The sequence below is a fragment of the Rhodanobacter sp. MP7CTX1 genome (assembly GCF_014205795.1).
Classification (GTDB): Bacteria; Pseudomonadota; Gammaproteobacteria; order Xanthomonadales; family Rhodanobacteraceae; genus Rhodanobacter.
In genome coordinates this window covers 1-21,544 of the sequence record NZ_JACHCN010000004.1, presented here as the reverse complement: position 1 = coordinate 21,544, position 21,544 = coordinate 1, and the positions used below count along the sequence as shown (strand labels likewise).

The 21,544-nt window shown below is 57.7% G+C and carries 19 protein-coding genes and 2 pseudogenes; 13 read left to right on the top strand and 8 right to left on the bottom strand.

Features of this window, described 5'->3' with window-relative positions; translation table 11 throughout:
* The first annotated feature begins 130 nt into the window (after positions 1–130).
* The 6 genes and pseudogenes from HDE77_RS06635 to HDE77_RS06610 all read left to right on the top strand — a co-directional run bounded on the left by HDE77_RS06635 (position 131) and on the right by HDE77_RS06610 (position 7,959).
* Positions 131–3,913 carry a methylmalonyl-CoA mutase family protein gene (locus HDE77_RS06635; protein ID WP_184416384.1) on the top strand — a complete coding sequence of 1,261 codons (3,783 nt, stop codon included), beginning with the start codon at positions 131–133 and terminating at the stop codon, positions 3,911–3,913.
* Between the two features lie 100 nt (positions 3,914–4,013).
* A complete protein-coding gene (locus HDE77_RS06630) occupies positions 4,014–4,280 on the top strand; it encodes a DUF4160 domain-containing protein (protein WP_184416383.1) in 267 nt (88 codons plus the stop codon).
* Complete coding sequence (locus HDE77_RS06625; protein WP_184416382.1) at positions 4,273–4,542, top strand: DUF2442 domain-containing protein; 270 nt, start codon at positions 4,273–4,275, stop codon at positions 4,540–4,542. The genes HDE77_RS06630 and HDE77_RS06625 overlap by 8 nt, the downstream gene beginning before the upstream one ends.
* 5 nt (positions 4,543–4,547) lie before the next feature.
* On the top strand, positions 4,548–4,856 hold the full coding sequence (locus tag HDE77_RS06620; RefSeq protein WP_343206077.1) for a HigA family addiction module antitoxin: 309 nt from the start codon (positions 4,548–4,550) through the stop codon (positions 4,854–4,856).
* Positions 4,844–5,269: pseudogene (locus HDE77_RS06615) on the top strand (methylmalonyl-CoA mutase family protein); the annotation flags it as partial. The gene HDE77_RS06620 and the pseudogene HDE77_RS06615, both read left to right, overlap by 13 nt.
* Positions 5,270–5,442: 173 nt before the next feature.
* Positions 5,443–7,959 carry an ATP-binding protein gene (locus tag HDE77_RS06610; RefSeq protein ID WP_184416381.1) on the top strand — a complete coding sequence of 839 codons (2,517 nt, stop codon included), beginning with the start codon at positions 5,443–5,445 and terminating at the stop codon, positions 7,957–7,959.
* Positions 7,960–8,078: 119 nt separating this feature from the next.
* Here HDE77_RS06610 and HDE77_RS06605 read toward each other — a convergent pair whose 3' ends face one another.
* The 4 genes from HDE77_RS06605 to HDE77_RS06585 all read right to left on the bottom strand — a co-directional run bounded on the left by HDE77_RS06605 (position 8,079) and on the right by HDE77_RS06585 (position 13,152).
* On the bottom strand, positions 8,079–9,287 hold the full coding sequence (locus HDE77_RS06605; RefSeq protein WP_184416380.1) for an IS4 family transposase: 1,209 nt from the start codon (positions 9,285–9,287) through the stop codon (positions 8,079–8,081).
* A gap of 421 nt (positions 9,288–9,708) precedes the next feature.
* Positions 9,709–10,491: a Swt1 family HEPN domain-containing protein gene (locus tag HDE77_RS06600; protein ID WP_184416379.1), complete on the bottom strand. Its 783-nt coding sequence runs from the start codon at positions 10,489–10,491 to the stop codon at positions 9,709–9,711.
* A 767-nt stretch (positions 10,492–11,258) separates the two neighbouring features.
* The gene (locus tag HDE77_RS06590; protein ID WP_184416377.1) at positions 11,259–12,275 is read right to left on the bottom strand and encodes an IS110 family transposase; all 1,017 of its coding nucleotides are present in this window, start codon (positions 12,273–12,275) and stop codon (positions 11,259–11,261) included.
* Between the two features lie 136 nt (positions 12,276–12,411).
* Entirely contained in the window at positions 12,412–13,152 is a 741-nt protein-coding gene (locus HDE77_RS06585; RefSeq protein ID WP_343206076.1) for a restriction endonuclease, read from the bottom strand.
* 247 nt (positions 13,153–13,399) lie between these two features.
* Between HDE77_RS06585 and HDE77_RS06580 the strand changes: the two genes are divergently transcribed.
* Both HDE77_RS06580 and HDE77_RS06575 read left to right on the top strand, forming a co-directional pair.
* Positions 13,400–13,636, top strand: coding sequence for a hypothetical protein (locus HDE77_RS06580; RefSeq protein WP_184416375.1), 237 nt, complete (start codon positions 13,400–13,402; stop codon positions 13,634–13,636).
* A gap of 224 nt (positions 13,637–13,860) precedes the next feature.
* A complete protein-coding gene (locus HDE77_RS06575) occupies positions 13,861–14,352 on the top strand; it encodes a hypothetical protein (protein ID WP_184416374.1) in 492 nt (163 codons plus the stop codon).
* A 209-nt stretch (positions 14,353–14,561) separates the two neighbouring features.
* On the opposite strand, the gene HDE77_RS06570 is transcribed toward HDE77_RS06575, so the two are convergent.
* Positions 14,562–14,855 (bottom strand): HigA family addiction module antitoxin, encoded by a 294-nt coding sequence (locus tag HDE77_RS06570; protein WP_184416373.1) that lies wholly within the window; start codon positions 14,853–14,855, stop codon positions 14,562–14,564.
* A 276-nt stretch (positions 14,856–15,131) separates the two neighbouring features.
* Here HDE77_RS06570 and tssD point away from each other — a divergent pair, with 276 nt between their 5' ends.
* The 3 genes from tssD to HDE77_RS06555 all read left to right on the top strand — a co-directional run bounded on the left by tssD (position 15,132) and on the right by HDE77_RS06555 (position 16,823).
* A complete protein-coding gene (gene tssD / locus HDE77_RS06565; protein ID WP_184416372.1) occupies positions 15,132–15,614 on the top strand; it encodes a type VI secretion system tube protein TssD in 483 nt (160 codons plus the stop codon).
* A gap of 44 nt (positions 15,615–15,658) precedes the next feature.
* The gene (locus HDE77_RS06560; protein ID WP_184416371.1) at positions 15,659–16,057 is read left to right on the top strand and encodes a BPSL0067 family protein; all 399 of its coding nucleotides are present in this window, start codon (positions 15,659–15,661) and stop codon (positions 16,055–16,057) included.
* Between the two features lie 355 nt (positions 16,058–16,412).
* Positions 16,413–16,823: an STY0301 family protein gene (locus HDE77_RS06555; protein WP_184416370.1), complete on the top strand. Its 411-nt coding sequence runs from the start codon at positions 16,413–16,415 to the stop codon at positions 16,821–16,823.
* Between the two features lie 1,159 nt (positions 16,824–17,982).
* Here HDE77_RS06555 and HDE77_RS06550 read toward each other — a convergent pair.
* Complete coding sequence (locus HDE77_RS06550) at positions 17,983–18,339, bottom strand: DUF1428 domain-containing protein (RefSeq protein WP_184416369.1); 357 nt, start codon at positions 18,337–18,339, stop codon at positions 17,983–17,985.
* Between the two features lie 472 nt (positions 18,340–18,811).
* Here HDE77_RS06550 and HDE77_RS06545 point away from each other — a divergent pair, with 472 nt between their 5' ends.
* Entirely contained in the window at positions 18,812–19,444 is a 633-nt protein-coding gene (locus HDE77_RS06545) for a class I SAM-dependent methyltransferase (protein ID WP_184416368.1), read from the top strand.
* 457 nt (positions 19,445–19,901) lie between these two features.
* Here the strand turns inward: HDE77_RS06545 and HDE77_RS06540 are convergent, their stop codons facing one another.
* Entirely contained in the window at positions 19,902–20,123 is a 222-nt protein-coding gene (locus HDE77_RS06540) for a hypothetical protein (protein ID WP_184416367.1), read from the bottom strand.
* Between the two features lie 108 nt (positions 20,124–20,231).
* On the opposite strand from HDE77_RS06540, the gene HDE77_RS06535 reads away from it, so the two are divergent.
* On the top strand, positions 20,232–21,152 hold the full coding sequence (locus HDE77_RS06535; RefSeq protein WP_184416366.1) for a LysR substrate-binding domain-containing protein: 921 nt from the start codon (positions 20,232–20,234) through the stop codon (positions 21,150–21,152).
* A gap of 101 nt (positions 21,153–21,253) precedes the next feature.
* On the opposite strand, the pseudogene HDE77_RS06530 reads toward HDE77_RS06535, so the two are convergent.
* A pseudogene (locus HDE77_RS06530) lies at positions 21,254–21,544 on the bottom strand (hypothetical protein); the annotation flags it as partial.

The following is a 21,544-nucleotide window of genomic DNA, read 5'->3' as shown; positions in this document are numbered from 1 at the left end:
CAGGCTCACCCCAACCACACTCTCCCAAAAGCGCAGCCCTCCGCTCGCACCACAAACCACCCAAAAACTCCCCCCTCGACCCCGATCCACTAGAATCGCGAAGTTCAAGCACACGATGTTCGGAGTCCCCATGAGTTCCCCCGCCAAGCACGTCCCCGCCAGCGAATCGCAGCACGAGACCACCCCACTGCGTTTCGTCACCGCAGCCAGCCTGTTCGATGGTCACGACGCGGCGATCAACATCATGCGCCGCATCATCCAGTCGCAAGGCGCGGAGGTGATCCACCTCGGCCACAACCGCTCGGTGGAAGACGTCGTGCGCGCCGCCTTGCAGGAAGACGCCGACGCGATCGCGCTGTCGTCCTACCAGGGCGGCCACGTCGAGTACTTCAAGTACATGGTGGACATGCTGAAGGAACGCGGTGCCGGCCACATCCGCGTGTTCGGCGGCGGCGGCGGCACCATCACCCCCGAAGAAATCAAGGAGCTGCAGAGCTACGGTGTCGAGCGCATCTATCATCCTAACGACGGCATGAAGCTCGGCCTCACCGAGATGATCGAAGACGTGATGCATCGCGCCGGCACAGCCGCGACGAAGCGCGCGGAAGGCGAAACCGACGCCGTACCGAAAGTCGACATCGACGACGAAATCTCCATCGGCCACATGCTCTCCGCCATCGAGGAAGGCAAGCTCGGCGACACCGACCTCGCACGCCTGCGCAAGGAATGGAAACTCGCCGGCAAGCACACCCCCGTGCTCGGCCTCACCGGCACCGGCGGCGCCGGCAAATCATCCGTAGTGGACGAACTGCTGCTGCGCTTCCTGCACGCGTTCCCGCACATGCGCATCGCCGTGCTCGCCGTCGATCCCACGCGCCGTCGTTCCGGTGGCGCGCTGCTCGGCGATCGCATCCGCATGAACTCGCTGCGCAGCCATCGCGTCTACATGCGCTCCATGGCCACGCGCCGCCAGCACGCCGCCACCAGCATCGTGCTGCACGACTGCATCGATTTCCTGAAGAGCCAACCCTACGACCTGGTGATCGTCGAGACCGCCGGCATCGGCCAGAGCGATTCGGAGATCGTCGACCTGGTCGACTTCCCGGTCTACGTCATGACCAGCGAATACGGCGCCGCCAGCCAGCTCGAAAAGATCGACATGATCGACTTCGCCGAGCTCATCGTGCTCAACAAATTCGACAAGCGCGGCGCCGAAGACGCCCTACGCGACGTGCGCAAACAGTGGAAGCGCAACCGCACCGCCTTCACCCTCAAAGACGAAGACGTCCCGGTCTATCCCACCATCGCCAGCCAGTTCAACGACCCCGGCGTCACCTGGATGTTCTCCAACCTGTGCCGCCTGATGCGCGAAAAGCTGCATCTCGGAACGACGGCGGCGCTCGAATCCGCAGGGCAGGGCGGGGCCAAGCTCGACTGGAAACCCCAACTCGACACCACCCTGAAAGAACCCCGCGCCACCGTCCTGATCCCCGGCAACCGCGTCCGCTACCTCGCCGAAATCGCCGAGCAAGGCCGCAGCATCAACTCCGGCATCGAACGCCAGGCCGAATACGCCAGCAAAGCCCAGCACTACTACGAAGCCCTGAAAGAGCTAGGCGACGACAAACTGCCACGGGCACTCGACCTGTACCACACCGTCGACCTGCACCAGCCCGTCGCCCTGCACGGCTCCTTCGACTCCGGTGCTGCGCACCTACGCTCAGGACGAACGGATGATAAAACCGTTCATGGTGAGCCAACCCCCCACACCACAACCGTTCGCGCTGAGCGTAGCCCGCATCCCTCAACCGTTCACGCTGAGCGTAGCCCGCAGGGCGAAGTCGAAGCGTCCCTCACCCCCTCAATCGGCACCACCCCCTCAACCAGCACGCACCCCTCAACCGTTCCCGCTGAGCGTAGCCCGCAGGGCGAAGTCGAAGCGCCGCCGCACCCCCAAGTCGACCGCAGCATCCTTCTCCTCCGCCAACGCTACAACTCAGCCCTCAAAGAACTAAGCCACGAAGCCATCCACCAGCTCCGCGAATGGCCGACCCTCTACAAATCCGTCACCGCCGAATTCAACGAATACAAAGTCCGCGACAAAGTCATCCGCGTCGAGAACTACCGCGACTCCCTGAGCCACCAGAAAATCCCAAAAGTCTCCCCACCCAAATCCAAAGTCTGGGGCGAACTCGTCAGCTTCCTCGGCCGCGAAAACCTGCCAGGTCACTACCCGTACACCGGCGGCGTCTACCCCTATCGCCGCAGCGGTGAAGACCCCACCCGCATGTTCGCCGGTGAAGGCACGCCCGAGCGCACCAACCGCCGCTTCCATTACCTGAGCCAGGGCGGCGCCGCCACGCGCCTGTCCACCGCGTTCGACTCCGTCACCCTATACGGCGAAGACCCCGCGCCACGCCCGGACATCTACGGCAAGATCGGCAACTCCGGCGTCAACATCGCCACGCTCGACGACATGAAGAAGCTGTACTCCGGCTTCGACCTCAGCGCGCCCAGCACATCCGTCTCGATGACCATCAACGGCCCCGCGCCGATGATCCTCGCGATGTTCATGAACACCGCGATCGACCAGAACGTCGAAAAGTACCTGCGCGAAGACGATGCCCGCTGGGCCGCCGCCGAAAAGAAGATCGCCGCGGTCTACAAAAACGTGAAGCGCCCGCAATACCACGGCGACCTGCCCAAGGGTAACGAAGGCCTGGGCCTGGGCCTGCTCGGCGTCTCCGGCGACGAATTGGTAGATGCGGAAACCTACGCGCGCATCAAGCAGTTCACCCTGCAGAACGTCCGCGGCACCGTGCAAGCCGACATCCTCAAAGAAGACCAGGCGCAGAACACCTGCATCTTCAGCACCGAATTCGCGCTGCGCATGATGGGCGACATCCAGCAGTACTTCGTCGACCACAAGGTGCGCAACTTCTACTCGGTGTCGATCAGCGGTTATCACATCGCCGAAGCGGGCGCGAATCCGATCAGCCAGCTCGCCTTCACCCTGAGCAACGGCTTCACCATCGTCGAGTACTACCTCGCGCGCGGCATGAAGGTAGACGACTTCGCGCCCAACCTCAGCTTCTTCTTCTCCAACGGCATGGACCCGGAGTACACCGTCATCGGCCGCGTCGCCCGCCGCATCTGGGCACGCGCCATGCGCGAGCGCTACGGCGCAAGCAGCAGAAGCCAGATGATGAAGTACCACATTCAAACGAGCGGTCGCTCGCTGCACGCGCAAGAGATCCAGTTCAACGACATCCGCACCACGCTGCAGGCGATGTACGCACTGTTCGACAACTGCAACAGCCTGCACACCAATGCCTACGACGAAGCCATTACCACGCCCACCGAAGAAAGCGTGCGCCGCGCCGTCGCGATTCAGATGATCATCAACAAGGAACTCGGCCTCAACTTCAACGAGAACCCCTGGCAGGGCAGCTACGTCGTCGATGCACTCACCGACCTGGTGGAAGAAGCCGTATACAAAGAGTTCGAAGCGATCAGCGAGCGCGGCGGCGTGCTCGGCGCAATGGACACCATGTACCAGCGCGGCAAGATCCAGGAAGAGTCGATGTACTACGAGCACAAGAAGCACGACGGCTCGCTGCCACTGATCGGCGTCAACACCTTCCTGCCAAAGGACCATGGCGGCGAGATCGCCACCGAGATTGAGCTGATCCGCTCCACCGAAGAAGAGAAGGGCCAGCAGATCCAGAACGTGAAGCTCTATGGGGAGGCGCGCAACGCGCTCGCTTCAGATAGCCTCAAGGTGCTGCAGGCGACGGCGCGGGATCGGCGGAATGTGTTCGAGCAGTTGGTTGAGGCGGTGAAGTACAACTCGCTGGGGCAGATCTCGCATGCGCTGTATGACGTGGGTGGGGAATACCGCCGCAACATGTAAGCGACCCGCTTGAACCCTCTCCACTCCAGGGAGAGGGCAGGGTGAGGGGCGGGTGCTCGCGGTAGGCTTCATTAGCACCCATTCGCAAGGACGCGAACCCATGCCCATCATTTCCAGCTTCTTCGGTATTTACGTGCGCATGTACTTTGCCGATCACGCACCACCGCATATCCATGTGGAATATCAGGGGCACGAGGCAGTGATCGCCATTGCGGACGGAATGCTTGTGCAGGGCGATTTACCCAACCGAGCTTTGGTGCTGGTTCGACAGTGGTGTCTCGACCATCGGTCCGAGCTGGAGCAGAATTGGGCTCGTGCGCAAGCCTTGCAGCCGCTGAGCCGAATTCCCGGAGCCGACAATGATTAAGCTGAAATCGATCGAGTCGAAAGGTGGCTACCGATTGCTCCTGCGTTTTTCTGACAAAACCTCGGGGGTGTACGACTTCACGCCTTTCGTCGAGGCTTCCACCGAGATGACTGCTCCACTGAGTGACCCGCAATTCTTCTCGCGCTACTTTATCGAGTTGGGCGCACTTGCTTGGCCCAATGGATTCGACCTGAGTGCAGAATCACTGCACCGACGTTTGCAGGACACCGGTGGCTTGCGCAACAACGCCGAAGCAGCTTGAGCAAAGTGCATAAGATTCAGAGCAAACTCGCGCTGCCGAATCCGCACCCTGGCGAGGTGCTGCTTGAGGAGTTTCTGAGGCCTATGGGTATCAGCCAGAACGCCTTGGCGCGGGCCGCTGGGCTACCAAGGCGCAGCGTCAACAAGATCGTGCTTGGCAAACGCAGTGTGACGGCGGATACCGCGGTGCGTCTGGCCGTGGCTTTGGGGACCAGTGCGCGTTTCTGGTTGGGGCTCCAGATAGACTACGACCTGGAGGAAGCTCTCCATGCGCTCGCGGAGTCTGCCGACCAGATTGCAGGGATCGCAGCATGAAGGTTCAGACAATCAGCGAGCGCGGCGGCGTACTCGGCGCGATGGACACCATGTACCAGCGCGGCAAGATCCAGGAAGAGTCGATGTACTACGAGCACAAGAAGCACGACGGCTTGCTACCACTGATCGGCGACAACACCTTCCCGCCCAAGGACCACGGCGGCGAGATCGCCACCCAGATCGAGCTGTTCCACTCGACCGAAGAAGAGAAGGGCCAGCAGATCCAGAACGTGAAGCTCTATGGGGAGGCGCGCAATGCGCTGGCTTCAGATAGCCCCAAGGTGTTGCAGACGGCGGCGCGGGATCGACAGAATGTGTTCGAGCAGTTGGTTGAGGCGGTGAAGTACAACTCATTGGGGCAGATCAGTCATGCGTTGTCTGACGTGGGTGGGGAGTGTCGGCGGAATATGTAGTGAGTATCGCGTCTAGTCGAACAGATGGAGCAAGCTGACGCTGAATTTGCAAGCCATCCTGGCTACGACAATCGGGGACGAAGACGCATCGCGGATGCAGTGGGTCGCGCACAGAGGTAAAAGGAGATCAGTTTGACTCCTTAAATCAGGGGCAAGGAACACAGGGGAAGCTAATGGAATGGATTGTTTCGATTGCTCGCGCTGTTGAGCAGGGGCACCTGCCTGACAAAATTCTGGCCAAATTGTCAGAAATAGATTTCTGCGCCACCGAGTCATTCTGTCTCGATTTTAAGAGAGATGGCTATGCGGATGATGCTGAATCAATGGCGGAAGCAGTCAAAGATATTGCGTCTTTCTACAACACATATGGCGGGTTCATAGTATTTGGCGTTGGGGAGGTCGAAAAGGACGTTCGGTACCATGTCTCAGGAATTACAGCCACTCCTTTTAACATGCAGTTGCTTCGTGGGAAAATCGAGTCTTGGCTAACCGAGGAGATATTCTTTACTTACGAAGAGCACCAATTGTCTAGCTCCATAAAGATCGGCGTTATTTGCATACCTAGAAGAAAAGTCAGTACTCCGAATAGATTTAAAAAAAGAGGCCCTGAGGTAAGTAAGGGTAAGTATGCCTTCGATGCAGGAGACGTGGCTGTTAGGCGAGGCGATAGGAGTACGCTGGCGACTGATATGGTCGATTGGCAGCTGGTACTTAGCGATGGGACGCTTGATAAGGTCGCTGGAGAACTCGGGCGCCTTGTGCTCGAAAAGCGTTCAGGTGCTGCGCTAGACCATAATCTACCGAGTAGAGACGTCATTTGTACAAGGTTCGTAGGTCGCACGGACGTGCTGACAGAGCTATGGGCGTGGCTCAACGACCAATTTCAATATGCGAAAGTTATTGCGGGCGAGGGCGGAAAGGGAAAGACATCCGTCGCATATGAATTTGCCACGCAGGTCGCTTATATGGCCCCGCTCGGGATTGAGAGAATCGTTTGGTTGACTGCAAAGAAGCGTCAATTCTCGGGCTTTGAAAATCTCTGGAAAACAATGCCAGAGACACATTTCAAGTGTTTTCGAACTATGCTGGTGGCCATAGGCAGAAACCTTGGATATGTCGACGCGGAGTTAAGTGACGCCTCAGATGCCGAGCTGAGTCAAATGGTTCGTATCGAAATCGCCAATTATGCCACCTTATTTGTATTGGACGATATTGACTCGCTCGAGCCGAATGACCAAAGGCGGACGTTGGAGTTTGCGCAACAGGCAGGTTCGGAGCGGGCGAGGTTTCTTCTGACGACACGTTCAAACGCTTCGTATTCTTCAAATGCGGCAATCACCCTGAAGGGTTTGGAGGGCGAAGAGTACGTTGATTTGCTCGCTATCTTAACTGCTAGATACAGTGTGACGCTCCCAAGAAACGGGGCGCAACTGCTGGCAGAGGCAACGAAAGGCTCCCCTTTGCTCACGGATTCGATCCTTAGGGTGGTTCGGCGCGGAAACAATCTCCGTCGGGCTATTGATGATTGGAAGAATCACTCAGGTGAGGATGCACGTAACGCTGTTTTGGGGCGGGAAATCGAGCATCTTTCTCGTCCGGCGATGCGGGTCCTTTTGTGCTTGGCGTTCTTAGGTGAGTGCTCTAAGGCAGAGCTTATGAGTGCAAGTGGGCTTTTGGAGATTGGATTAGAAGATGCGTTAGATGAATTGCAGTCACTATTCATTGTGAACGCGCCAAAAATTATTCAATCCGAGCCGCGTTTTGATATCGGCATGTCCGCTGCGCTCTTGGTTGTTTCCAAGCGTAGTGAGTTGGCGGGCGATCATGTCGCGTTGGAGAGAAAGATTCGTGAGGCGAGATCGAAGGTCAAGGCGCGGACCTCGCAAGATCACAATAAGGATGTGGCGATCGCCATTTCACAGGCGCTGGCGCTACGAAATCGTGATCTTTCTGCTGCGCGCCGGACAATTGATGCCGCTATCAAGACGCAGAAAAATCATCCCGACTTATTATTATTTAAGGCGCGAATGATTTGCGAAACGGAACCGGGCGGTGTTGGTGAGGCTAGAAAGTTGCTTGCACAAGCCTATCAGAAAGGGGCTCGCAAACACGTTCTTTTTGATCTTTGGTACCGGTGTGAAAGAGATGCTTCTTTTGGACCCGGTGTTATAGAGGTTGCGATCAATGCCTTGAAGGAGTTTCCTGGCGAGGAAGTTTTGTGGGGCGAAAGGAAGGCTGAGGGTTATGTCATTAACGGCATAAATCGATCAAGGAATAGAGAGTTTGATCAGGCCTATGATGAACTGTCTGCGGCGGCCAAAGAACTTTTTCTTGCAAAAAGCAAGGCTTCTGACTCGAAAGAGTCGGAGTTAGCGGACCTGCTTAATGGTCTGCATGACTTGCTTCTTTCGACGCTGCCAAATACCACTGCCGCTTATCGCGCGGACGTGGTCTCCCTGGTACGCGAACTTAGCGATCGCGGAGACTATCGATTTGAGGTCCTTTCCGTGCTAACAAGTGCGTTACTTCAGCGTGCGCATGAAATCGAAAGAAAAATCATAAACGGAGAATCTCAAAAAGCCCGATTTGAGAATAATAGGAATTACGTTTTGGATATCCTACGCGGTGCGGGTGCACGCGCCGCCGATTTGCTTCGCCAGGTGGCAGATATTCCGAGACAAGCAAGCTAATTAAGCTGGCCGGCTCAAAGTCCTTCCACAGATACAGAGAAGGTGTCGTGGGCAATTTAAACGCGGCAATAAAGCTAATGGGGTCAGGGTTACTCTGACCCTGAGGTATCCCCACGAATTCATGTCGGCACCTGCATGTGAGTGAGTGCCGTCGGAGGAAGCGATCTCAGTCGATCCAACCATCGCGATAGATGTTCCGTCGGCCATGATCTGTCCAAAGCTTCACGGCCAAGACGCAAGACCGAATATAGCCTTCGCACGGATCGTCGTGGTGAGAGCCAATGCGCGATGCCGACTGCTTCGCAGGCTAGGCCGGCAAGCCAACTGGTAAAGGCGGCCAGTGCGTTCACCAGCAACAGGATTTCGATGCGTTTTCCGCTGCGCGTCAGGCTATCTTCGAAGCCTTGACCGTAACGATGTGATTTCAAATCGCGGAACGAAGATTCAATTTGCATGCGCCGCCCGTACAGCACGATCAACTGGCGAGCACTCAGATCGGCCAATGCCGGTGGCGCCACAATCAGCCACGGCTCGCGCTCACGTGCGGCGCATTGCAGACTGACCTTGCTGCGCGCGATGTGCCCAAAGTGGTTGCGATGCTTTCGGCCTCGACGTGGCTTGCGGTGGATCACCACGCGGCAGACCCAAGGGGTGTTACGGACGGTATCCATCAAGCCCATGTCGCGGGGCGTCGAACGCGCCAGCGCATACAAGGCGCGGCATGGCACCCACTGGGCGTCCTCATCGCTAACGTCGACGGGTTTGACCAGCGTCCGGTCGCGCAGTCGACCCACCCAGTTCCAGCCCATCGCCGAAACCGCCTGAAACCAAGGGCGGCGGAACCCCGCATCGGTCACCAGGATCGGCCGTGTCGAGGACGGGATCAGCGTGCGCAGATGTTCGAGGAAAATCTTTTCAGCTTTGGGAGAGCCCTGCTGTTGGCCGGGAAAGACCATATCCAGCACCGGCAGCGTGCGCCCACCAACCGGCGCCGCCGCGCGCAGCAGGCACCATGCCTTGTCCGCCTTGAGATCCGACCAATCGATCACGATGACCGGTCGTTCGCTACGCAACAACCAGTGTGCCATGTCGCCGTAAATGGGTTCGCGTTCTTGGCGCAGATGCGGGTTGCTCAAAAGGCGATCGAACGCTTTCAGCGGCGCACGCACCCGTTCGGCACCGGGCCACGCACGGGCGATATCCATCAAGGTCAATCGCCGCCCCGTCAACAACGCCTCGACCGAGCGAAGAAGTACGCGCGAGCGCGCCTCGTGCATGGGTCGCAGTGAACGCTCAAGACACTTCTGCAATACTTGGCTGGCGCGCATGGTCTGCGGTCCTCGTATGGTTTCGTCGCCTTGAAGACTGCGCCATGCGCGCACTTCTAGCCACCCGACAACGCCATAAGTTGCTGATCTGGCGCAGGGAGAAGTGGGGATACCTCAGACTCTGACCCCATTTTGTTTGGGGGTGGTTAAACCGCCTGGGTCAGCAGTAGAAGCCCAGGCGAGCCAGCCTCGACGCAAGCAAATGGTCGAAGGCTAAGCCTGCGTTCGCCCTAACGACCTCCGTCCCCTTTGGCCGATCTTTTTGCGGTGGCATCAGGTGCTGATGTTAGTGGCTTAACTACCCCCCGTCTCGGTTTCGGCTACTAACACCAGAGCTAACAATCCGATTGTGGTCTATGCCTCGCTCATGAGCGGTGGCGAATGTTTAGATTGTTTCAGAATGGCCAGGTCTTCCATCGGATTACCTTGCTGGAAGGACTGAATAGCGATACATCACGTAGTCATCAAAATCTTGATATGCGTGGTGGTTGCGGACGCTTCGAACCATTACATTGATATCGCAAAACTTGCCGATATCTTGCTCGGTGAAGCGTATGACACCTATGTTTTTTGAGGTCCAAACTTTTGGGCCAATGCGCGCGATGCTATAGGACAGTTCGCCGCCCAAAGGATCTATGGAGTCAATGCGAATCTCGACTTCATCGCCAACCCGCAAGGTGGGTTTACAGATGATTTGTTGAGCATAGTTGGTGTTCGATGCCTGATTACCTAAGTTGTCTGTAACGGCTTCTATTTTAGGAAAATAAGTGTCTGGGTCGTCGCCGCGGCCACGGTGTTTCATAATTAATATCCTTATCTGCCCGGAAATGCCTAAAACAAGGTGCTTCTGATACGTGTGCATCTCGCGTCGATGAGCATTTGGATCGCGCAGCCTCTCCATTTCTTCGAGGTGCACCTCCAGCCTTCGTTTTTCGCCAAAGACTTCCGAAAAGCCATCACTCCAATGTTTAGCGATCAATGATCGTAAGTCATGGAAATTTGAATAGTACAGAAGGCGCGAATCGAGCGTTTCTCCTGCGAGGCGCTTTCTTTCAACTTCACGTCGCACTTTCCAATTGGCCACTGTCTCCGGAGTCACTTTTAGAGACTTCTCCCACTCTGCGCCGTATTTTAAGCGCAGCACATGCTCGATAAGGCTTCGGAGAGAGTTCTCTAGGGCTTTGAGTTCAGTTTCGACGTCCATATGTATCTTAAAGCTCCAATAAAATAAGGTTTTTGGTAGGAAAGTGGGCAGAGTCATTCATTCCGCTCACGCCGCTCTCGCACCCCGGCAAGCTGGATACTTTGCGCAACCCCAGAAGTGGTCTTTAGTTTGACGGTTTGAGCGCTGAACCATATCGCTGCCGCACTTTGGACAGATGGGATTGGCTGAAGGCGTCGAGTCTGGGTGTGTCGTGCCGGCGGCTATGGTCTCTGTCGTCGCTCCTTTGGCGGGCGGGGGCGTCTGACCTTCGCGCACCATCGCAAGCAACGCCTCACCGTGAATCAGCTCAATCGTTTTTCCCTGCGCAAAGCGCTGCGCGTCCCGGGTGTAGTCACCCACCGCGACAATCTTCACCGCAGCCGCGCCGTGACGGGCGAAGGGGTCACCATTTCGCCGTCCGGGTCAACAGGCACGCATAAGCCCGACTCCGGTGTGGCCGAAGTGCATAATGTCCCGTCGTGCAGATGATCGCCAGCCGTTGCGTTTCATGCGGCGCGAAGATCGCGCCAGTCACCATTCTGGTTGGAGCCGCATCGCGGCCCCGCTGTTACCAAACACTCATCGGTCATCGCGGCGTCCGTCCAGGTGCGCGTCGTGCGTCGCACAGAGTCACGGGCTCGAAGGCCCACCCTTGCGTGGCTCGGTCCACGTGCGGTCCTGCTGCAACACGGGTGCCGACGATCGCGACCTTTCAGGTACGTGGCTCGGAGCCATACCCCTTGGTCGGCCTGCGATCGTCGGCCTAATCAACCGAAGGCGCGCGTGGGATCGAACGACGTGCCCTCGTGCAACATGTGATAGCAAGCTCGCGCCAGTTTATGCGCCACCGCCTTGATGGCGACCACGCGATGCTTACGCGCTCGCTTGCGCTCGTACCAGCGGCGGATCGATGGATGGAAACGCACGGCGTAGGTAGCCGCTTCCATGAACGCCCAGCACAGATAGCGGTTGCCACACTTGCGATTGCCATGTCCCTTCTTCTTGCCGTTGGACAACCGCACGCTCTCCACCATGCGGCAATACGAGGCGTAGTCCCCGACCGAAGCAAAGCGCCCGATAGCACCGCTTTCCAGCAGGATCGTCATGCCCAGGATCGGGCCGATGCCCGGCACGCTCTGTAGCCGCATCAACAAGTCTGGCCGCGCCAGATCCCTGCGCACCCAGCGCTCCAGCGCCGTGATTTGATCCTGCACCGTCAGCCACAACTGGAACTGGATGAGCACACCGTAGCGCGTGGACAAATCGGGAAACAGTGATTCCAACTGCACCGCGGTTAGCTGGCGCAGCGCGTTGCCCGACAGCTGTTTGCCGGTGCTGCGACTGAAGCTTGACTGGATCGAGAGCATCAGCCTTACCGCCTGCCGAACCAAGGCAAAGCGACGGCGCAACAGGTCGCGCGTGGCGCGTTGATCGCGGGGGTAGATGTAGCCTTCCGGCAACAGACCTAACCGCATTAGTTGGGCCAGATGCAGCGCATCAGAGTGATCGTCGCCGTGCTTGAGACCGTCGTACTGCGGAATCGCGGTGGTGTTGACCAGATGCACGGCGTAGCCGTGATCCATCAGGCCATCGACCAACCAGTACCAGTTGTAGGTCGACTCCACGGCAATCCCGACCAGATCCGACTGATACGGCGCCAGATCGGCCAGCAGCCGCGGTAGATTATTGGGTCGCCGACACTGCAGCAGCGCCTTGCCATCGCCATCCATGACGGCCAACACGCTGTTACTGGAATGCAGATCAATGGCTGCGTAAAGTGACATGGCTGCCTCCTGTCGCTGGGCGACGTCGAAACCGTGGTAGTTCCAACGTACCGCCAAGCGCGGGAGGCGGCGACATGAGTCTTCAGGTTCATTTGTCTGAGGCGTCGACAAGGGGAGCTATGGCTATCCATTGCGGTCACACCACCCTAGTACCCCGGCAAGCCGGATACTTTGCACAACCCCAAAATTGATCTTTCGTTCGACGGTTGAAGCGCTGAATCATATCGGTGCCGCACTTTGGGCAGACGGGATTGGTTGAAGATGCCAGATCAGGATGTGTCCTGACGCCGGCTATGGTCTCTGTCGTCGGTATTTTTGCGGGCGGCAGTGTCTGACCTTCGCGCACCATCGCAAGCAACGCCTCACCATGAATCAGCTCAATCGGCTTGCCCTGCGCGAAGCGCTGCGCATCCGCCGTGTAATCACCCACTGCAACGATCTTCACCGCCGCCGCACCGTGATGCGCCAGCAGGCCAAACATCTCCCGAACAACTTTGACATCGACGCGCTGCGTCTTCCATTGCTTGCACTGCACGAGCGTGGTCTTACCGTCCTTACGCAGGATCAGGTCGATGCCGCCATCCGCGCCGCCAAGCCCAGTTTCCTGGATGGCGTAACCGCGGCGGCGAAATGCTTCGCCCACGAGCATTTCGAACTCACGCCAGCTCATGGCGCGCAGGCTGTCGAGCCCGGTCTGCGTATCCAGCAAGCGTCTGCGGCTACGTTGACGAAAGAAGGAAATGAGAGCGCCAGCCCAGCAGATGCCCAATGCCATCCACTCGAGGGGCGCATAGATACCGGCAGCGGCCTGCTTGCCCACACCCACCAGCACGGGACTACTGCTTGAGCTGAGGTACCAGCCGATGCCGTAGCGAATGCTGATGTACGCGAGCGGGCCAAGCACGATGCAAACCGGCCATGGCAGCGAGATCAAGACCTCGAGGCCGCTTTCCTTGCGTCTTGCCATGACTCCCCCTGAGTGATGTGCCGCCCGGCAACGATAGCGCGAATGCGTTGCTGTCGCTACGCAGCTATGCGGTATCTGCTTTTCAGATATTTCCAATCAACGGATAGTGTTGTCAGGCGGACGGCTGCGTTCGCGAGATCGCCGGAGTAGGGATGCCATGACACATGATCGCCTCGTTTTCGGAGTCACCATTGACCAAATCGATGAGCTCAACAGTCTGCTACGTACGATCACTGCCAATGGGGACGTGGTCAAGATCTGCAGCGCAGATGCCTTGCATCCCCAAAGCGTGTCGACGCTGGGGGAGGCCATCTTCAACGCGGCCCTTGCTGTGCGGGAAGTCTTCGGTCAGGTCGAAGGACAGAGGCTCCAAAACCGCGACGGAGGAAGTTAAAAGGGCTAACCGGTCAGAGCCAGGTCAGAGCCCAGTGCTCCGAACTCAGTAACGGGGACGGGGCATTAAACCCTCGGTATGGGTCCATGCAGAACGCCTGCACAAGCCGCCGCCGAGGTTGGCCCGGACGCTAAGGAAAAGCGTTCGTGTGCCTGAATCTGCGCGCGCCGAATAGCCGGGGCCGGGTTGCGTATGTATGCTAGTTGGGCTTACAGGAGACCCGAATGAGCGTCCTTATTGAGCACTTACAGACTTGGTTGGTCCTCGCGGTCGTGGCCCTCCTTTCTGTATTTTCGGACAAGCTCATTGGAAGAATTCGATTTGCGCTAAATCGCGCCGATCTTCGTTCAAAGTACTATGAGGAACTTGCACTCGATCTGAGTACGTTCCTGTTCTATGTCGATCTCTATCACCTTCGACTGGTGCGCGGCGAGACTAGTTCCACTGACATGCCCGACATCGGCGGCGAAGTGAACGGGTCGTATGTGACGCTAAAGACCAAAGAATACGTCTATCGCTCGTGGGTTCGTCGCTACTGGAGTGAAGCAGGGATACGACGGTTTGAAGCTGTGATGAATTCTGCTTTAGCTGCTTATGAAGCGATCATTGAATTCAACGAGTCGGGTAATGAATCTGCAAAGACCCAAGTCCTCGGCGACTGTCTTGATATGCTTCGGACCAATACCGAAGCCTGGCTTTCTGAACTCGATACTTAACCGCCCTGTCAAAACCTCAGGGTCAGAGTGCACTTTCTCCAGGTGTATGGTGCTCGGACGTGTCGTGCTTGCGCGGGCGGCCGATCTTGGCGGGACCGGCGCGGCGGGATAGTTGGGCTTCCACAAAACGAAGGGTCAGATTCATTTCTTTGAGGCGTCGGCAAAAGGCTCCGAATTTGTTGGACAAGGAACCGATAGGCACGACGCTCTCACGCTGCGCGCGGGCAGATGCGCTCCAACGCGTTGCCAATCTCGTGTCGTGCGCATTCCAGCTCGAAGTCCTTCTGTAGGTTCATCCAGAATTCCGGTGAGCTGCCAAAATAACGCGCCAAACGCAGCGCGGTGTCGGCTGTGACGCCCCGCTTTTCTCTGACGATCTCGTTCACCCGTGCAGCTGTGATCCCTAGGGCGTTTGCAAGCGCATTGCTTGATAGATCCATGGGCACCAAGAACTCTTCGCGAAGAATTTCGCCGGGGTGGATGGGTGGCAGCTTTTTGGTCATGTTGGCGAGGATACGACATCCAGTGCTAGCGCACGATGCAGATAGCGCACCCCGGTTCTCGGACCCAGGTTTTCGCTGTGGCGACGTATCGGGCTGTAGAAGCCTTCGATGCTTTCGGTCACGTCCAACGACTGGTACTACTTTGAGATTTTTCTCATAGATCGGCTTTTCGACTAGTGCCAACAATGGAGAGTCTCCAGCTGGCAATCGACACGGAATGATCTTGTGGCGTCGCTGGCGAACGCTACAGAAGCGAAGTTACATAAGGACCTATGCATGCCGATCCCTCTACATCTATGGCTCAAAGACAGCAACGGTGGCGACATTCGCGGCTCCAGCCTGGTCGTAGGCCGTGAAGGAAGCATTGAAGTGCTTGGCTTCAAACACGGCATGCACGCCCCAGCCGACGGGGTGACCGGAAAGTTGCTTGGTAGTCGAATGCATATGCCCGTGTTGATCGAGAAAGAGATAGATCGCTCTTCGCCAATGCTCTACCTGGCACTGGCACGCGGACAGACTTTGAAGTCCGCCGAGATCAGGTGGTACCGCGTCGACGACTCCGGCCGCGAAGTCGAGTACTTCAACATGATGCTGGGCAACGTCAAAGTCGTCTCAGTGATGCCTAAAGTGTCCAACATCAAAGAAGACGCGGCGCTTGCCTACAACCACGTCGAGCAAGTGAAGTTGCGCTATGAGGAAATCACGTGGAGCTACCTTGATGGCAACTTGCAATACCGCGACGCGTGGAGTGACGGCTAGATGTGCCACGACTTCTCCGATCTTCATTGCCCCAGGAGAACCGCGTGCCATATATCGCCGACATGAAAAAGGCGGCTGCCTTCAAAGACGCTGGGCAGCTGGTGGGCAACGGTCAATGCGTGACCTTTGTACACGCCGTCGTCTACATCCCCCAGACATCGCATTGGGAACGCGGGGGTTCTGTTATGGATGACCACAGCATTCAGCCGGGAACCGTGATCGCCACATTTGATGACGACGGAACCTACGGCAACCACACCAATCACACCAGCCATGCAGCGATTTACCTGTACCAAACAACCGATGGGATCGTAGTGATGGATCAGTGGAAAGGTAGTAGAGGGAACAGAGACCACCCGCCACAGCAAAGGACCATACATTTCCAAGAAGGTCACACCGGGTTCAAGGTCGATGACGGGACGCAATATCATGTTGTGGACTAAGTGCTCTATTGCGCTCTTGACGTTTTGTGTGTGCTGGACGTGCCCTGCGGCAACACACCATCGTTATGAATGCCCCTCACCGCTCCTCGATGGAAAATTCAAACGCTCGCTCTGGCGTGTCAACGTTTACGATGGACCGCCCGAAAACATGGCGTCTCTCATCGGGTGGGAGTCGCTGAATCACGTTGATGTCTACCTGGTGTGCACGTACAAGGGGACGGATAAAACCGCTGCCGTTCATGCCGTAGGGGCCAGCTCATGCGATACGACCGACAAGCCGCCGACCGCATTTTGCGACTGACGCGATCTTAGGACACTAACCAGGTCATAACCCATTGCCGGTTAGCCAAAAGCCATGCTCCGCAACCATGAACTATCCAACTTCATGACGGACATTCGAGGCGAAAAGTTGATGATGGAACTCAGTACCATGTCGTTGAGTAGAACGCTCTCGACAATTTTTGCGTTATCCCTATCGGCGTCATCATGGGCGGCCGTGCAGCATCGCTACGTGTGCCCTGCGTTCGTTTCTGACGGGAAGGCTCGGAGGGCGCTCGAAAATGTGACCGTCTACGATGGTGCGCCGGAAGAGCGAGCATCGTTGATTCCAATGACAACGAACAACGTTGATACGTGGGATATGCATGAAACGGATGCCTATCTTTCTTGCGAATACAAGGGCACGGACAAGGTCGTCACGATTCACGCTTTGGGTGCTAGCTATTGCAGAGCGGCTGGATATCCTCTGGTCGCTTCCTGCAACTAGCTTCGTCGAGCTGGCACGTTTGACATGGCAGCAACCGCATACTCATCGGGCGCTACAACCTCCGTCGGAGCTGGGGGCCCGGTTAAGCTGGCCCCTGACTCGCGGTGGCGAAGAACCGTTGCATTCCATCGCCATCTCCAAAGAAAGACATTCTCGCGTAGTGACGGGATCAGCCCACCCGTACCCCTTATTTTCGGCTATGGGAAACAGCGCGTCGGAACGGGCCGCAAGAACTCAACCATCAACTACTCATGGATACACGAAGACCTCCCTACCGTGCGGTATTTTGCCCGGCAGATACCATAAGGCGAAAGACAGTGCGCTTACCTATTTTGTCGTGTGCAGCGATGCTGGTATCAATGCCTGCATCTGCCAACGATTGCGCTCTTACGCGCTTGATCTTTGCAAGCAATTCAGCTGTCAGCGGAAGTGTTACGGTCACATTGGACGATGAGGCGAGTGACCTGCCAACTAGGGCTGACAACCCGCAAGCATGGACAGGGCCGGTGAAGATATCCCTGCGTGGGCAGCATGTATGTAAGGCCAGCGAGTCTGTTTCCATTGTGCAAAATCCCGTGCTGCTAGGGCGAGATGTCCTGTATGTGTCGACCTACTCAGGTAGCGACAGAATCATGTACGGATTGGATACTAGGACATGCCGTATCGTCTGGAAGAGCCCTGTCTTTGATGGCGTTCCCAGCTACACGCATGGCGTGCTATTACTCGGAAAGCGCCGTGTGCTGCTGAACAACGAGTGTCGCCCCATGGTTGTAGCGGCGCATCCGGCATGGGAATAAGACCAAAACCGGGACGGAGGAAGTTAGAAAGGCTAACTGGTGAGAGCCAGCTAACTGGATCAGCACCCCTTACAGGTGCTGTTCGGGGCGGCTGCCCATGAGGTGCCGCGTTGGCTAGGCATACCTTGATTTTGGTCTTTACGCTTCAGAGAAGCCCTCTCTAAGCAGCCATGCCGTACTCATAAATCGGCCGCTCGCGATCGTCGATAATCGTATACGCCGCGGCCAGATTGCCGGGATCCAGGGGCGATTTCAGCCGGTCAACGCAACGCACTGCGAAGGCAGCAGGAGTTTTGCATTGACCGGCTGAAATCGCCGTCGCAAGCGGACGTTGCTTTGAAAGCGCGCAGCTCAAGGCCTTCCTAGTCCGGCAGACTAACCACCGACTTGAAGCCGCCAAAGATCATGCGCTTGCCATCGAAAGGACAGTCACCGGCGGCTTCCATGCGCGGATCTTGCATGAATTTCGCCATGCCGGCATCGCGAGTGGCCTTGTCGGGCCATTCCACCCAGGAGAACACCACGGATTCCTCTTGCTTCGCCTGCACGGCGCGGCGGAAATCGGTGAGCTTGCCGTCGGGCACGTCGTCGCCCCAGCACTCCACCACCCGGGTGGCGCCGAACTCCAGAAAAATGGCGTCGAAGGTACGGGCGTGCGTGATGAACTGTTCGCGATTGGCGTTGGGTACGGCGATCACGAAGCCATCGATGTAGGACATGATGGTCTCCTTGGCGTGGAGGGTGGCCGGTATGGTCACCTTCATGCTTGCGACGAATGAGCGCCTGCGGGATCGACACGGGGCCTCTGGAGAAGCTGTCCGCTATGAGACGCAAGCAGATCTCTCGAGATTGCCGACGGGCCGTTCGCTGCGCAAGGGCTTTTCGCGGCCAAAATCGGACCTTCCCGAAAGGCGCTTGCTGCAAGCTGGAATGCGTACACAAATTGTCTGCGGCGGTAGGAAAGGGAATCAGGACGTGATCGTTAAATTCGATGCGCTATTGCCTCCTGGATTAGTAAGAATCCGAATAATTTGGTCACAGTCCGACGTACGAAAAAACATGGACGCTCCCGGGCCAGCGTACGGATGGCCGTCTGAGGCCACCGCCTTCGGGTCGGTGGTGAATGAGCCGTGTATTATCGCCCAGCACGCCACGCGCTCGTCGAATGTCACGCCGCAACGGAGATCTCGTATGTACAGCCAATCCAAGCAATCCGAGTTGATCCGGTTCGCCCGCGTCGATGTCGGCTCCACCGTCATTGACGTTTATCCAGGCGACGGCTACTGGACGCGCCTCTTCTCCGACGTCGTGGGGTCCAAAGGACACGTCTACAGCTTCGTGCCGACCGAAATCGCCAACCTTAGGGAAGATCAAGTCAGTCGCATGCAAACGCTCGCGAAAGAGCCGGGCCGAGAAAACGTCAAAATCGTCTCAGCGGACTTCGTCGACGTGCCGGAGATCACGCAACCAGCGGATGTCTTGTGGTTGCACCTTTTCTACCACGATCTCCACACCGCGCTGATGCAGGGTAAGGGCGCGACGGCGGCCGACTTCAATCGAGCCGTCTACGAATGGATCAAGCCCGGTGGGTTCTACGTCATTGTCGACCACGCCGCGACCGCAGGGTCGGGGACGAGCGACACGCAGTCGCTGCATCGGATCGATCCTGCATCCGTCCGCGAGGAGGTGGAGGCGGCCGGCTTCGTGCTGGACGCGGAAAGCACCATGCTCGCAAACAAAGCCGATCCGCACTCGATCAGGGTATTCGACCCCTCGATCAAGAACGAGACCGATCGCTTCGCTTATCGGTTCGTAAGGCCCTGATAGGTGGCGTTAGCGACACATGCGACCTGGCCAACGGGAAGGCAAGCCTTATCGAATGTTCGCGAAGTTGGACCGCCAATGACGGGCGCCACGCCATCTAGGCTGCTAGGTCCATTTGCACTTCGAAGATTGCTCTTTAGTAAGGTTAGCTTTGGGTCGCAAGCAGATATCTCGCGATTGCCGATTGGCCGTCCGCCGCGCAAGGGCCGTTCGCGGCCAGGACCTTCAATGCGATACCGCAGGGTCAGAGCCCCTCGCCCCGGCACCTTTTATTCACCATTCAAATCTGCCAACCCCGCCTCGCTCTGAACATAGCGCGTCGACCTCACCGCGTCATCCCCGCGAAGATTGTGTGTAAGGGGCCCTGGCCCGGTTACCACGAGACTCTCGCCGGCTCTAACGCCTTATCGGTCGCCGTGCCGGCGAGACCCGCCCATGCGAGGGCCGCGCCAGCGGCTCAATCGACGCGGAAGCGTTCGCCGCACAGGCGGCTGTCGATGTAATGGCCAAGACTATCCACCGTTTTGTCATGCTGATGACGCTCCGTGCATGCGGCAGGCGGTAGAGTATCCGTGGCGACTGGAGTGTCGGTGCCGGGACGTTGGAGGGCCGCGTCGGAATGGGCCAATGTCGACGTCGGCGTCGATGTCTTCGGGAAAGAAAAACCAAACAGCAGCATGACTGCATTCCTCGAACTGCACCCGGGCTTCGGGCAGTTCTGAAGGTAGGTCAACGGGAGCCCCGCAAAAAGCGACATTTTTGCAATCCAGTGTTGAGGTAAGTTCACATGGGCCGACCGCCACTCACCGCGCTGCAGGGCTTCGTACTTGCTGCCCGCATGGGCAATCTGTCGTTGGCGGCCCGCTACATGCATCTCACCACCAGCGCACTCAGCCACCAGATTCGCGGATTGGAAGACCGACTGGGTCAGCGTGTGTTCGTTCGTGGACCGCGGGGCGTCGACCTTACTCCCGAGGGTGCGCGCCTGCTGGAGTTGGTGGGGCCCCAGTTCGAGTCGATCGAACGGGCACTGCAGGAATTCAGTGCGCCGCCCGCTGACCAGCTCACCATCAGCGTCATGCCGTCGGTGGCATCGAGCTGGTTGGTGCCGCGACTCCACCGCTTCGTTGCCGCGCATCAACACCTGCAGCTCAACGTGCAGTCGTGCGTGGATCTGGTGAATTTCGAGCGCGAGTCCGTCGATGCTGCCCTGCGCTTCGGCCCCGGCGAATGGCCCGGTGTCTGCGCCGAGCATCTGTTTGACGATTGGCTCACGCCCATCGCGAGTCCCGAACTCATCAAGCGACTTGGCCGCCCCACGCAGAAGCAATTGGCCGACTGGCCGCTGCTAAGGGACCCGGAAAACGTCTGGGCCAAGTGGTTCGACACGTTTGGCGGCACACCGCCAAAACGCTACCTCGCACACTTCGACAACACCGAGACCCTGCACCACGCCGCCGTCGAAGGCATGGGTATCGCGCTCGGTCGCGTCACCATGGCTCAACCGTTGGTGAAGTCGGGCCAACTCGTGCTGCTCAGCCGGCGCCGACTACGCTCTGACTACGCGCACTATCTCGTCTACCCGCCACGATCCGCGCAGCATCCAGCCCTGCTCGCATTTCGCGCCTGGCTACTGGACGAGGCTCAGCACTATGCACAGGAGCCGGTGCGCATGCCTCGGCCCGTCGACGCGCGCCGACACCATTGAGCATGCGTGCTTGTGTAGGAAGCAGCTCACCCACGAAGACAACAACAAGGGGCATTTTCCTTGCGGCAAATCTCTTTCCCCCTTCTGTCTAGGCTGCTGGCCTACGTGAGCGCCTTTCTGAGCAATGTTTCGTACAGCTGAAGTCGCAGTCTGACGCTGATCTGCGTCACGCTCTGCCAGTAGCCGAAAGCCGATACGAAGATCAAAAAGATCTCCACCCAGCTGGGATGTGGCGGCCAGTGCATGTCCTTGAACTGCAAGAAGAGCGCGATGACGATGGGCAGGGCACCGAGCTTTTTGGACTTGCCCGGCTCCGGCAGACACTTCGGCCCTATGATTTGAGCATAGGAGGAAGTGCAATGAGCAACCAGAGATTTACTCCGGAATTTAAA